Origin of the sequence: Pseudomonas sp. SDI (assembly GCF_003105155.1) — a bacterium.
In the GTDB taxonomy this organism is placed as follows: domain Bacteria; phylum Pseudomonadota; class Gammaproteobacteria; order Pseudomonadales; family Pseudomonadaceae; genus Aquipseudomonas.
Map to the genome: position 1 here is coordinate 105,598 of NZ_QETK01000005.1, position 13,279 is coordinate 118,876.

A 13,279-nucleotide genomic window follows, 5' to 3' on the forward strand; every position below is an offset into this window, starting at 1 on the left:
CAGCCGACGGCCCATAATGGTGGCCATTATACGAGGCCTTGTGCCGCGCTGAACTGTTGAATTGAGGAGTCTTTCCATGGCTGTAGCCCTGAATACCCTGGTCGAGGAAGCCGATCGCTACCTGGGCAGCGCCAAAATCCAGGATTACTGCCCCAACGGCCTGCAAGTCGAAGGCAACCCGCAGGTGTCGCGTATCGTCAGCGGTGTTACCGCCAGCCAGGCACTGCTCGACGCCGCAGTAGAGGCTGGCGCCGATCTGGTGCTGGTGCACCACGGCTACTTCTGGAAGGGCGAGAACCCGTGCGTCACCGGCATGAAGCAGCGCCGCCTGAAAACCCTGCTCAAGCACGACATCAGCCTGCTCGCCTACCACCTGCCGTTGGACCTGCATGCCGATGTCGGCAATAACGTGCAACTGGCGCGACAGCTCGACATCACCGTCGAAGGCCCGCTCGACCCGGCCAACCCGCGGGTGGTCGGCCTGGTCGGCTCGCTGGCCGAGCCGCTGTCGGCCCGCGACTTCGCCCGGCGGGTGAGCGAAGTGATGGGCCGCGAACCGCTGCTGATCGAAGGCGCGCAGATCATCCGCCGGGTTGGCTGGTGCACGGGCGGCGGCCAGGGCTACATCGACCAGGCGATTGCCGCCGGGGTCGACCTGTACCTGAGCGGCGAGGCCTCCGAGCAGACCTTCCACAGTGCCCGCGAAAACGGCATCAGTTTCATCGCCGCCGGCCACCACGCCACCGAACGTTACGGGGTGCAGGCACTGGGCGATTATCTGGCGCGGCGGTTCGCCCTCGAACACCTGTTTATCGACTGCCCGAACCCGATCTGAGGCTAAAACGAGAGGGCATATTCTTATACTGTTTCGTTCTACTTGGGCGCCTAAATAGAATAGGACGTTGTGATAGAGTGGCTCGCTCGAACACGGCCCGCTGGCCGTCCATAAGATCGATTTTCCGTGAGTAGCCATGGTCGACAAACTGACGCATTTGAAACAGTTGGAGGCGGAGAGCATCCACATCATTCGTGAGGTGGCCGCCGAGTTCGATAACCCGGTGATGCTGTACTCGATTGGCAAGGATTCGGCCGTGATGCTGCACCTTGCGCGCAAAGCCTTCTTCCCGGGCAAGCTGCCGTTTCCGGTGATGCACGTCGACACCCAGTGGAAGTTCCAGGAGATGTACAGTTTCCGTGACAAGATGGTCGCGGAGATGGGCCTGGAGCTGATCACTCACGTGAACCCGGACGGCGTCGCCCAGGGCATCAACCCGTTCACCCACGGCAGTGCCAAACACACCGACATCATGAAGACCGAGGGGCTCAAGCAGGCACTCGACAAACATGGTTTCGACGCCGCCTTCGGTGGCGCGCGCCGCGACGAAGAGAAGTCGCGGGCGAAGGAGCGGGTCTACTCGTTCCGTGACAGCAAGCACCGCTGGGACCCGAAAAACCAGCGTCCCGAGCTGTGGAACGTCTATAACGGCAAGGTCAACAAGGGCGAGTCGATCCGCGTGTTCCCGCTGTCGAACTGGACCGAGCTGGACATCTGGCAGTACATCTACCTCGAAGGTATCCCGATCGTGCCGCTGTACTTCGCCGCCGAGCGCGAAGTGATCGAGAAAAACGGCACGCTGATCATGATCGACGACGAGCGCATCCTCGAGCACCTCTCCGACGAGGAGAAGGCGCGCATCGTCAAGAAGAAAGTCCGTTTCCGTACCCTTGGCTGCTACCCGTTGACGGGCGCGGTGGAGTCCGAGGCCGAGAGCCTGACGGACATCATTCAGGAAATGCTCCTGACGCGTACGTCTGAACGCCAGGGCCGTGTCATCGACCACGATGGCGCAGGTTCCATGGAAGACAAGAAACGCCAAGGCTATTTCTAAGTTAGGGTCAGAGCATGTCGCACCAATCCGAATTGATCAGCGAGGACATCCTCGCGTACCTGGCCCAGCACGAACGCAAGGAACTGCTGCGCTTCTTGACCTGCGGTAACGTCGACGACGGCAAGAGCACCCTGATCGGGCGCCTGCTGCACGACTCCAAGATGATCTACGAAGATCACCTGGAAGCGATCACCCGCGACTCGAAGAAAGTCGGCACCACCGGCGAAGACATCGACCTGGCGCTGCTGGTCGACGGCCTGCAGGCCGAGCGTGAGCAAGGCATCACCATCGATGTGGCCTACCGCTATTTCTCCACCGCCAAGCGCAAGTTCATCATTGCCGACACCCCGGGCCACGAGCAGTACACCCGTAACATGGCCACCGGCGCGTCCACCTGCGACCTGGCGATCATTCTGGTCGACGCCCGCTACGGCGTGCAGACCCAGACCCGCCGGCACAGCTACATCGCCTCGCTGCTGGGCATCAAGCATATCGTTGTGGCCATCAACAAGATGGACCTCAAGGGCTTCGACGAGCAGGTGTTCGAGTCGATCAAGGCCGACTACCTGCAGTTTGCCGACGCGATCAAGCTGAACCCGAGCAGCCTGCACTTCGTGCCGATGTCGGCGCTCAAGGGTGACAACGTGGTCAACCGCAGCGAGCGTTCGCCGTGGTACAGCGGCCCGGCGCTGATGGAAATCCTCGAAACCGTGGAAGTGGCGGCCGACCGCAACTTCACCGACCTGCGCTTCCCGGTGCAGTACGTCAACCGGCCGAACCTGAACTTCCGTGGCTTCGCCGGGACCCTGGCGAGCGGCGTGGTGCACAAGGGCGACGAGATCGTCGTGTTGCCGTCGGGCAAGAGCAGCCGGGTCAAATCCATCGTCACCTTCGAAGGTGAGCTGGAGAACGCCGGCCCTGGCCAGGCGGTCACCCTGACCATGGAAGACGAGATCGACATCTCCCGTGGCGACCTGCTGGTGCATGCCGATAACGTCCCGCCGGTTACCGACCAGTTCGACGCGATGCTCGTGTGGATGGCCGAAGAGCCGATGCTGCCGGGTAAGAAATACGACATCAAGCGCGCCACCAGCTACGTGCCGGGCTCGATTGCCAGCATCGCCCACAAGGTCGATGTGAACACCCTGGAGCAGGGCGCTGCCAGCGCCCTGCAACTGAATGAAATCGGCCAGGTCAAGGTCAGCCTCGACGCGCCGATCGCCCTCGACGGTTACGAGAGCAACCGCACCACTGGTGCATTCATCGTTATCGACCGCCTGACCAACGGCACTGTCGGTGCGGGCATGATCATCGCGCCGCCGGTGGTGCCGCATGGTTCGGTGGGGCAGCATGGCAAGTTGGCCCACGTGGCCACCGAAGAGCGCGCACTGCGCTTCGGCCAGCAGCCGGCCACCGTGCTGTTCAGCGGCCTGTCCGGCGCGGGCAAGAGCACCCTGGCCTATGCCGTGGAGCGCAAGCTGTTCGACATGGGCCGTGCGGTGTATGTGCTGGACGGGCAGAACCTGCGCCATGACCTGAACAAGGGCCTGCCGCAGGACCGTGCCGGGCGTACCGAGAACTGGCGGCGTGCCGCGCACGTGGCGCGTCAGTTCAACGAAGCCGGCCTGCTGACCCTGGCGGCGTTCGTTGCGCCGGATGCCGAGGGGCGTGAGCAGGCCAAGGCGCTGATCGGCAAGGAGCGTTTGCTGACGGTCTACGTGCAGGCTTCGCCGCTGGTCTGCCGTGAGCGCGATCCGCAGGGGCTGTATGCGGCGGGTGGGGATAACATCCCAGGCGAGAGCTTCCCGTTCGACGTGCCGCTGGATGCCGATCTGGTGATCGATACCCAGCATGTCAGCCTGGAAGACGGCGTCAAGCAGGTACTCGACCTGCTGCGCAAGCGTGGCGCGATCTAAGCCGCTGTGCAGAATGAAAAACCCCGCCCGGGCCTGACCCTGGCGGGGTTTTTTATGGCCTATCGCGGGACGAGCCCCTCAGACCACCGCCTCAGCCGGCGACACAATGCTGGTCTTGCCCCCCCGCGAACGCCCCGAGCTCAGGTACGCGGCAATCGACTCCTGCGTCACCTCGCCCAGGAACACCTGCTCGGCATCCAGCACCGGCAGCCACGCACGGTTGAACTCGTACATCCGCGACAACAGGATGCGCAGGTGCTCGTCATGCGCCGCCGTCGCATTGAAACTACGCAGGAAGTCCTGACACGTTCCCTGCTGGCGATGCAGATCGCGCCGACGCACATAGCCCTTGGCCTTGTTCTCGGCATCGGTCACCACCACGTAGCGACGGTCGTGCTCGTCCATCAGTTCCAGCGCATCGCTCACCGGGGTTTCCGGGCTCACCGACGGCGCGTTGTCCGCCGCATCCTCGGCCCGCACCAGCAACAGTCGCTTGAGCGTACTGTCCTGGCCGACGAAGTTGCTTACGAAGTCATCCGCCGGGTGTGCCAGCAGCGTGTCCGGGTGATCGATCTGCACCAGTTTGCCGGCGCGGAAGATGGCGATCTTGTCGCCCAGCTTGATCGCCTCGTCGATGTCGTGGCTGACCATGATCACGGTCTTGTTCAGCGCCCGCTGCATCTCGAAGAACTCGTTCTGGATCATTTCGCGGTTGATCGGGTCGACCGCGCCGAACGGCTCGTCCATCAGCAGCAACGGCGCATCCGCCGCCAGCGCCCGGATCACCCCGATGCGCTGCTGCTGCCCGCCGGACAATTCCCGCGGGTAACGATGCAGGTACTGCTTGGGCTCCAGCTTGATCATGCGCATCAGCTCGCGGGCCCGTTCATGGCACTTCTGCTTGTCCCAACCGAGCAGGCGTGGCACCACGGTGATGTTTTCCTCGATGGTCATGTTCGGGAACAGGCCGGTCTGCTGGATCACATAACCGATGCTGCGGCGCAGCGTTACCGCGTCCAGGCCGGTGGTGTCCTCGCCATTGATCAGCACCTTGCCGGCGGTCGGCGCGATCAGCCGGTTGATCATTTTCAGGGTGGTGCTCTTGCCGCAACCGGACGGGCCGAGGAATACGCAGATCTCGCCTTCGTTGACCGTCAGGCTTACCGAGTCGACGGCCTTGATGGCTTTGCCGTTGCTATGGAAGGTTTTGCCAAGGTTTTGAAGTTCGATCATTTGAGCAGTCCTTTTGGAGTCAGCGAACGTTGCAGGGCTTGCAGCAGCAGGTCGGCAAAGATGGCCAGCAGGCTCACCAGCACGGCGCCGACCAGTAGCATCGACATGTCGCTGCGGCTGATGGAAGTCAGGATGAGTACACCCAGGCCGCCGGCGCCGATAGTGGCGGCGATGGTCATGACGCCGATGTTCATCACCACTGCGGTGCGCACGCCGGCGATGATCACCGGCAGCGCAATCGGCAACTCGACCATGCGCAGGCGCTGGCCGAAGGTCATGCCGATACCGCGCGCGGCCTCGCGAATGCCTGGCTCGACGTTGGTCAGCGCCAGGTAGGTGTTCCGCAGGATCGGCAGCAGTGAATAGAGGAACACCGCGGTGATCGCCGGCAGCGGGCCGAGGCCCTGGCCGAATTTGGAGTAGAACGGCAGCAGCAGGCCGAACAGGGCAATCGACGGCACCGTCAGCAACACTGTGGCGCTGGCTTGCAGTGGCCCGGCCAATGCCGGAAAGCGGGTCATCAGAATGCCCAGCGGCACGCCGACCAGAATGGCCAGGGACACGGCGATGCCGACCAGGGTGATGTGTTCCCAGGTCAGTTGCAGCACCTGGGCCCAGTCGAGGTGGGCGAACGTATCGAGCAGGTTCATGGGCGCTCCTCCGCAGGTGGATGCTGGCGCAGGTACTCGGCGGCGACCTTGGTCGGGTTCTGGTGCTCGACGTCGACCTTGGCGTTGAGCTGGCGCATGGTGTCGTCATCCAGTTGCTCGGCCAGCGGCTTGAGCAGGCTGGCCAGCTGTGGATGGGCGTCGAGCACGGCCTGGCGCACCACCGGTGCGGCGGTGTAGTCGGGGAAGTAGTGCTTGTCGTCTTCCAGCAGCTTGAGGTCGAAGGCGCTCAGCCGGCCGTCGGTGGTGTAGACCAGACCACTGAATACCTGGCCGTTGCGCAGCGCGGTGTAGACCAGGCCGGCGTCCATCTGGCGAATGTTGCGGCGGCTCAGTTGCAGGTCGTAGGTTTCGCTCAGGCCGACCAGACCGTCGGGGCGGTTGGCGAACTCGGTGTCCAGTGCCACCACGTGGGCCTGCTCGGCTTCGTCGCGCAGCACCTGGTTCAGTTGGCTGATGGTGTTGACCTGCGGATACTGCTCGGCCACCTTGCGCGGCAGGGCCAGGGCATAGGTGTTGCTGAATTTCGATGGGGTCAGCCAGATCAGGCCTTTTTTCGCGTCCAGCGCTTTGACGCGGGCGTAGGTGGCTTGCGGGCTGTCGAAGCGTTCGTCGATGTGGTTGTAGGACACCAGTGAAACCCCGGTGTATTCCCACACCAGGTCGAGCTGGCCGGTTTCATGCGCGCTGCGTGCCAGGGTGCTGCCCAGGCCACCGGTAATGCGCACCTCGTAACCATGCGCACGCAGGTAGTTGGCGGTGATTTCGGCGAGCACGGTCTGCTCGGTGAATACTCGCGCACCGATGCGGATCAGCGGTTTTTCCGCGGCCTGGGCAAATCCGGCGAACAGCAGGGCCGCGCCCAGTAACAAGGCGATTCTTTTCATGGGAGTTCCCTTCGGTTAGTGGGCCAGGCCGCGTTCGAGCCAGCGGCGGCTGCCGTGTGCCACCAGCGCATCGAGCAACAGCGCGAGCAGGGCGGTGCAGGCCGCGCCCAATAGCAGTTGCGGCTGGTTGTTCAAGGCAATGCCGGGGAAAATCAGACTGCCCAGGCTGTTGGCCCCAATCAGGAACGACAGCGGCGCGGTACCGACGTTGATCGCCAGGGCCACCCGCACACCGCCGACGATGATCGGCACGGCGTTCGGCAACTCGACCCGCCAGAGCGTCTGGCGCGGGGTCATGCCGATGCCGGTGGCGGCTTCCTTGAGTGCAGAGGGGACGTTTTTCAGGCCTTCGAAGGTGTTGCGCACAATTGGCAACAGCGAGGCGAGGAACAGGGCGAAGATCGCCGGGCCTGCGCCGATGCCCAGAAAGCTCAGGGCAATGGCCAGAACGGCCAGGGGCGGAACGGTGTTGCCTATGTTGAATAACTGCATGAAGCGTTCGGCGCGGTCGACCCGGTGCGGTCGACTCAAGGCAATGCCGGCGGGGATACCCACGGCAAGCGCCGCCACCATCGACAGCAGCACCAGCATCAGGTGCGCTTGCAGGTAGAACCAAAGGTCTTCGCGGTATCGCGCGAAGGTATCGATGCCGATCCAGTGGATCAGCAGGGCCAGGATGACGAGCGCGGTGGCCCATCCCATCAGCCCCTTGCCATAGCGTTTAGCCACAGGCGGACTCCTTTTTTTGTCGGCGAGCACATGCCTGTGGCGGCTGCCATTCCAGGCAGCAGGCAGTGTGGTCGCGATAAGCAGCGTGCCGACCCAGAGGGGGCGAAACACGCTATAAGCGAAGCCTCGTCAGGCTCGTGTTGCCGGTGAAATCGACCCTGACGAACGGTCATGACCGTTGACGTAACAGGGCAATGGACGCCTCCATTGCGTTAAAGGTTCCCATCTGAAGCGGCATTTGGCCAGCCCGAATCGACCCAGTGGTTCAGCTTGGGGGTGAGTTTGGGCTATAATCGCCGCCCTTTTTTGAATCACCAGTCAGGCGATTTCCCATGACCCAACAGGCCGCCGAAGTCGCGAAACGCCGCACCTTCGCCATCATTTCCCACCCCGATGCGGGTAAGACCACCATCACCGAAAAGCTCCTGCTGATGGGCAAGGCCATTGCCGTGGCCGGTACGGTCAAATCGCGAAAGTCCGATCGCCATGCCACCTCCGACTGGATGGAAATGGAGAAGCAGCGCGGCATTTCCATTACGACCTCGGTGATGCAGTTCCCGTATCGCGAGCACATGATCAACCTGCTCGACACTCCGGGCCACGAAGACTTCTCGGAAGACACCTACCGTACCCTGACCGCGGTGGACTCGGCGCTGATGGTGCTCGACGGCGGTAAAGGTGTAGAGCCGCGGACCATCGCCCTGATGGACGTCTGCCGGTTGCGCGACACGCCGATCGTCAGCTTCATCAACAAACTCGACCGCGACATTCGCGACCCGATCGAGCTGCTCGACGAAATCGAGGCGGTCCTGAAGATCAAGGCCGCGCCGATCACCTGGCCGATCGGTTGCTACAAGGACTTCAAGGGTGTCTATCACCTGTCCGGCGACTACATCATCGTCTACACCCCGGGCCACGGTCACGAGCGTACCGAGGTGAAGATCATCGAGAAGCTCGATTCCGACGAAGCCCGTGCCCACCTGGGTGACGAGTACGAGCGCTTCATCGAGCAGTTGGAGCTGGTGCAGGGGGCCTGCCACGAATTCAACCAGGACGAGTTCATCAACGGTCAGCTGACCCCGGTATTCTTCGGTACGGCGCTGGGCAACTTTGGTGTCGACCATGTACTCGACGCCGTGGTCGACTGGGCGCCGCGTCCGCTGGCGCGGGTGGCGCACGAGCGGACCGTGGAGCCGGTGGAAGAGAAGTTCAGCGGTTTCGTGTTCAAGATCCAGGCGAACATGGACCCGAAACACCGCGACCGTATCGCCTTCATGCGGATCTGCTCGGGCAAGTACGAGAAGGGCATGAAGATGCGTCACGTGCGTACCGGCAAGGACGTGCGCATCGGCGATGCGCTGACCTTCTTCTCCAGCGAGCGTGAGCAACTGGAAGAGGCCTTTGCCGGCGACATCATCGGTTTGCACAACCATGGCACCATCCAGATCGGCGATACCTTCACCGAGGGCGAGAGCCTGGGCTTCACCGGTATTCCGCACTTTGCCCCGGAACTGTTCCGCCGGGTGCGGCTGAAGGATCCGCTCAAGTCCAAGCAGCTGCGTCAGGGTTTGCAGCAGTTGGCGGAAGAGGGCGCTACCCAGGTGTTCTTCCCGGAGCGCAGCAACGACATCATTCTCGGCGCCGTGGGGGTGCTGCAGTTCGACGTGGTCGCGAGTCGGTTGAAGGAAGAGTACAAGGTGGAATGTGCCTACGAGCCAATCACCGTGTGGTCGGCGCGCTGGATCAGCTGCGACGACAAGAAGAAGCTTGAGGAATTCAAGGTCAAGGCGGTGGAGAACCTGGCGGTGGACGGCGGTGGTCACCTGACCTACCTGGCGCCGACCCGGGTGAACCTGGCGCTGATGGAAGAGCGCTGGCCGGACGTGAAATTCCGCGCGACCCGCGAGCACCACTAACAGCATCGCCGGCAACGCCGGCTCCTGTAGGAGCTGGCTTGCCGGCGATCGCCCGGTCCAGTTAGGGGGCGCGCCCTAATGTGCCTCAGTTCCCCGCCTTCACACTGGTCCAGACCCGCGTCCTGATCCGGTCGATCTTCGCCGGCATCGCTTCCAGTGCATACAGCTTGCCGAGCATCTCCTCGCTCGGGTAAATCATCGTATTGGCCTTCATTGCCGGATCAACCAGCGCATCCGCCTGCAGGTTGCCGTTGGCGTACTGCACCGAGTTGCTGATAGTGGCCATCACCTTCGGCTCCAGCAGGTAGTTCATGTAGGCGTAGCCCGCCTGCTCATTGGGCGCATCGGCGGGCATGGCGACCATGTCGAACCACATCGGCGCGCCTTCCTTCGGAATCGAGTAACCCACCTTCACCCCGTTCTGCGCTTCCTCGGCGCGGTTCTTTGCCTGCAACACATCGCCGGAGAAGCCCACCACCACACAGATGTCGCCATTGGCCAGGTCGCCGGTGTATTTCGAGGAGTGGAAATAGCTGATGTACGGGCGCACCTTCATCAGCAGTGCCTTGGCCTTGTCGTAGTCCTTTGGGTCCTGGCTGTGATGCGGCAAGCCCAGGTAGTTCAGCGCAATCGGCAACAGCTCCGGGCCGTTGTCGAGGATCGCCACGCCACAGCCCTTCAACTTGCCGATGTACTCGGGCTTGAAGATCAGGTCCCAGGAATCCACCGGCGGGTTCTCGCCAAGCACCGCCTTGACCTTGTCGACGTTGTAACCGATCCCGGTGCTGCCCCACAGGTACGGGAAGCCGTACTGGTTACCCGGGTCGTTCACCTCCAGCGCCTTGAGCAACACCGGGTTGAGGTTCTTCCAGTTCGGCAGTTGGCGCTTGTCCAGTGCCTTCAAGGCCTTGCCCTGGATCTGCCGGGCCATGAAATGGTTGGACGGAAACACCACGTCATAGCCGGAGTTGCCAGTCATCAGCTTGCCGTCGAGGGTTTCGTTGCTGTCGAACACGTCGTAGGTGGGGACGATGCCGCTGGCCTGCTGGAAGTTCTTCAGGGTGTCCGGGGCAATGTAGCTGGACCAGTTGTAGATCTTCACCGACTCCGCCGCCTGAGCGACGGAGGCAGCCAGCAACAGCGGTGCAAAGAACAATGGGCGCATGTCTGGAATCCTTGCTTTGTATGTTGTTGTCGAAGGAGGCAGGCGATCAAATGATCAGAAGATCAGGACGTAGGTCTTGCGCACGGTTTCCTGGATGTCCCAGATCCCGGTGCTGTTGGCCGGCAACATCAATGCATCGCCGGCTTCGATGCTCAGCGGCTCGCCAGCGTCGGGGGTGAAGGTGCAGCGGCCCTTGATGAAATGGCAGAACTCCTGCTGCACGATTTGCCGCCGCCAGCGCCCCGGGGTGCATTCCCAGATGCCGGTTTCGACGCCGTCGCTGCGCTCGACGCTGGTGACCGAGGCAATTGCCAGCGGCTCGCCGAGCGGCACCGCGACCGGGTTCGAGTGTTCCAGTGCGACGCTGTCGGTGTTCTTGAACTGGGTAATGCGCATACCGGTGAATCCTGTGCTGGGGGAACGAGGGGTCAGTGCATGAAGCCTTCCATGAAGTCCGCTACAGCGCTGGCCAGGCGCCGACGCCAGGGGGCGCTGTGCGGGTTGGCGAGGGTCTGGTCCTCATGGACGAAACTCTTGATGATCGCGTTGTAGCCCAGCCAGCGGCACGGCTCCGGCTCCCAGCGGGCCAGGTGCTGGACCCGGCCGGGACGCTTGACCCAGGGCTGCTCGGTGAGTTCGTTGCGCTGTTCGAGGATCAGCGCGGCCAGGGTACGGCCGCCGAGGTTGCTGGCGCCGACACCTTCACCGCCATAACCGCCGGCCAGGGCCACGCCGTGTTGCGGGTCACAGAGCATGTGCGGGCGGAAGCGTCGGGCCATGCCGAGGTTGCCGCCCCAGGAGTGGCTGATAGCGACGTTCTTCAACTGCGGGAACAGCTCGCTGAACAGGTAGCGGCGCAGTTCGATTTCGCGCTCGCTGAGGTCGAAGTTTTCCCGTAACTGGCCAGCAAAGCGGTAGCCGCCACGGGCACCGAACACCAGGCGGTTGTCGGCGCTGCGCTGGCCGTAGGTGACCTGGCGGCTGTTTTCGCTGAAGGCCTGACCGCGGCTCAAGCCAATCTCGTCCCAGAGCTGGTCGGACAGCGGCTCGGTGGCCACCAGCAGGCTCTGCACCGGCATCTGGTACTTGCCCAGCGGGGGTAGATCGACCGAGTAGCCTTCCACTGCTGGCACCACCCAGTGGCATTTGACCGTGCCCTGGGCGGTGCGCACTTCACCTGGGCGCCAGTCGCGAGCCGGGCTGTTCTCGTAGATTTTCACGCCCATGCGCTCGACCGTCCGCGCCAGGGCGCGGACCAGTTTGGCTGGCTGAATGGTGGCGACGTTGGGGTTGAAGATTGCCCCGAACGGTGTGGCAATGCGCAGTTGGGTGGCCAGCTCGGCCGGGCTCAGCCAGCGGTACTCGCGCTCGGTCAAACCCTGCTTGTAGAGTTTTTGCAGGTAGCTGCGCAGGGTGGCTGCCTGTTCGCGGTAGCGCGCTGCGCAGTACAGCACGCCGCCCTTGCGAAAGTCGCAGTCGATGCCTTCGCGTTCGAGCACGCGTTCCACTTCGTCGGGGATGCCGTGCAGCAGGTCGTAGGCGGCGCGGCGCTGGGGCGCCGTGCAGTCGGCAAGCAGGCGGTCTTCGCCGAGCATATTGCCCATCAGCCAGCCGCCGTTGCGCCCGGAGGCGCCGAAGCCGGCGATCTTGCCCTCGACGATGGCGATGTTCAGGTGCGGCGCCTGGCGCTTGAGGTAGTAGGCGGTCCACAGCCCGGTATAGCCGGCGCCGATGATGCAGACATCCACATCGAGGTCCTGGCGCAAGGCCGTGCGCGGGCTCAGCGACTCTTCGAGCTGATCCATCCAAAGGCTGATACTGCGCCATGCCTGCATGCTGTAGGGCTCCACATTCGTAACGGTCTGTGGGCGATCCTAGAAGCAATACAGCGCGGTTGTCTTACGTGCGTGTCCGCAGAGAAATCTGCTTCACGTAGGCCTTAGGCGATAGCCCGGTATGCTGGCGGAAACATTTGTAGAACGCCGACAGCGAATTGAAACCGGCCGCGAACGCCAGGTCGTCGATGCGCACCGGTGCGTCTGCCCGCTCCAGCTCCGCCAGCAGATGATGCAGGCGCGCCTGGTTCACATAGCGATAGAAGCTTTGCCCGAGCACCTGGTTGAGCAGGTAGGACATCTGGTTGCGGCTGTAGCCACACTCGCGTGCCACCTGCTGCAGGTCCAGCGCTGGGTTGAGGTAGGGCTGGCGGCGCTGGAAGTAGTGTTCGAGGTCTTCGGCCATGAAGCTCAGCTGACGTGGCGACAGGCCCAGGCGGCTGACCGCCGGGCGCAGGCTGGCACGGCTGTCGCCGGCGCTTTGCTCGCGCACCAGCGAGGCGTATTCGTTGACCTGCCAGATCAGCCCGTCGCGCACGGTGATTGCTTCGCTGGCGCGAAACGCCACCAGCCCTTCGCCACCGCTCAAGGTCACTTCGTACTGGATGAACGCGGTGCAGCCATCGACGCGGATGCGGTCGCTGTGGACGATGTCCTCGCCGGCTTCGCGCGGCATGCTCGCGGCCACGTAGGCGCGCAGTTCCTCCAGGCCGAGCACGCGGTTCTGGAAGAAGTCGTTGTAGCGCACCGCCGGGTGATACAGCGCCATCACCCCGTCCAGATCACGGTGCTTCCAGCACAGGTGATAGCGCAGCACGATGGCGGCGGTTTCGGCGGTTTGCTCGGGGCCGTCGGCAAACGGATGGGGTATCGGGCTGATGGTCGATTACCTGTTCGGGCCGGGTCGGGGAGGGGGCTGGCCACAGTAGGTATGTATCGTACAAGCAAAAACAGGGGTTGGTAACGTGTCGTCGACAGCGGGCGCCGCGGGCCGGAAACCGGCGGCGTTGTGCTGTTGTTACCGACTATCTCAAGGAGTTG

General features: G+C 63.0%; 12 protein-coding genes. 4 read left to right on the forward strand and 8 right to left on the reverse strand.

Annotated features, from left to right (window positions below):
- Positions 1-76 precede the first annotated feature (76 nt).
- From DCO48_RS04765 to cysN, 3 genes are all read left to right on the forward strand, one after another.
- On the forward strand, positions 77-835 hold the full coding sequence (locus DCO48_RS04765; protein ID WP_116549467.1) for a Nif3-like dinuclear metal center hexameric protein: 759 nt from the start codon (positions 77-79) through the stop codon (positions 833-835).
- Positions 836-971: 136 nt separating this feature from the next.
- Positions 972-1,889, forward strand: coding sequence for a sulfate adenylyltransferase subunit CysD (gene cysD / locus DCO48_RS04770; protein WP_116549468.1), 918 nt, complete (start codon positions 972-974; stop codon positions 1,887-1,889).
- Between the two features lie 14 nt (positions 1,890-1,903).
- Positions 1,904-3,805, forward strand: a complete 1,902-nt coding sequence (gene cysN, locus DCO48_RS04775) for a sulfate adenylyltransferase subunit CysN (RefSeq protein WP_116549469.1) — start codon at positions 1,904-1,906, stop codon at positions 3,803-3,805.
- 78 nt (positions 3,806-3,883) lie between these two features.
- Here cysN and DCO48_RS04780 read toward each other — a convergent pair whose 3' ends face one another.
- From DCO48_RS04780 to DCO48_RS04795, 4 genes are read right to left on the reverse strand one after another with little or no spacing between them, the layout of a single operon-like run.
- Entirely contained in the window at positions 3,884-5,038 is a 1,155-nt protein-coding gene (locus tag DCO48_RS04780) for a betaine/proline/choline family ABC transporter ATP-binding protein (protein ID WP_116549470.1), read from the reverse strand.
- A complete protein-coding gene (locus DCO48_RS04785; RefSeq protein WP_116549471.1) occupies positions 5,035-5,688 on the reverse strand; it encodes an ABC transporter permease in 654 nt (217 codons plus the stop codon). The genes DCO48_RS04780 and DCO48_RS04785 overlap by 4 nt, the downstream gene beginning before the upstream one ends.
- A complete protein-coding gene (locus DCO48_RS04790; protein ID WP_116549472.1) occupies positions 5,685-6,593 on the reverse strand; it encodes a glycine betaine ABC transporter substrate-binding protein in 909 nt (302 codons plus the stop codon). The genes DCO48_RS04785 and DCO48_RS04790 overlap by 4 nt, the downstream gene beginning before the upstream one ends.
- 15 nt (positions 6,594-6,608) lie before the next feature.
- Complete coding sequence (locus tag DCO48_RS04795; RefSeq protein WP_116549473.1) at positions 6,609-7,322, reverse strand: ABC transporter permease; 714 nt, start codon at positions 7,320-7,322, stop codon at positions 6,609-6,611.
- Between the two features lie 332 nt (positions 7,323-7,654).
- On the opposite strand from DCO48_RS04795, the gene DCO48_RS04800 reads away from it, so the two are divergent.
- Complete coding sequence (locus DCO48_RS04800; protein WP_116549474.1) at positions 7,655-9,238, forward strand: peptide chain release factor 3; 1,584 nt, start codon at positions 7,655-7,657, stop codon at positions 9,236-9,238.
- Between the two features lie 85 nt (positions 9,239-9,323).
- On the opposite strand, the gene DCO48_RS04805 is transcribed toward DCO48_RS04800, so the two are convergent.
- The 4 genes from DCO48_RS04805 to DCO48_RS04820 form a co-directional block, all read right to left on the reverse strand.
- Positions 9,324-10,403, reverse strand: coding sequence for a polyamine ABC transporter substrate-binding protein (locus tag DCO48_RS04805; RefSeq protein WP_116549475.1), 1,080 nt, complete (start codon positions 10,401-10,403; stop codon positions 9,324-9,326).
- Positions 10,404-10,457: 54 nt separating this feature from the next.
- Positions 10,458-10,799: a cupin domain-containing protein gene (locus tag DCO48_RS04810; RefSeq protein WP_116549476.1), complete on the reverse strand. Its 342-nt coding sequence runs from the start codon at positions 10,797-10,799 to the stop codon at positions 10,458-10,460.
- A 32-nt stretch (positions 10,800-10,831) separates the two neighbouring features.
- On the reverse strand, positions 10,832-12,238 hold the full coding sequence (locus tag DCO48_RS04815) for an FAD-binding oxidoreductase (RefSeq protein WP_116549477.1): 1,407 nt from the start codon (positions 12,236-12,238) through the stop codon (positions 10,832-10,834).
- Between the two features lie 64 nt (positions 12,239-12,302).
- Positions 12,303-13,052, reverse strand: a complete 750-nt coding sequence (locus DCO48_RS04820) for a helix-turn-helix domain-containing protein (protein WP_371919483.1) — start codon at positions 13,050-13,052, stop codon at positions 12,303-12,305.
- Positions 13,053-13,279: the final 227 nt, after the last annotated feature.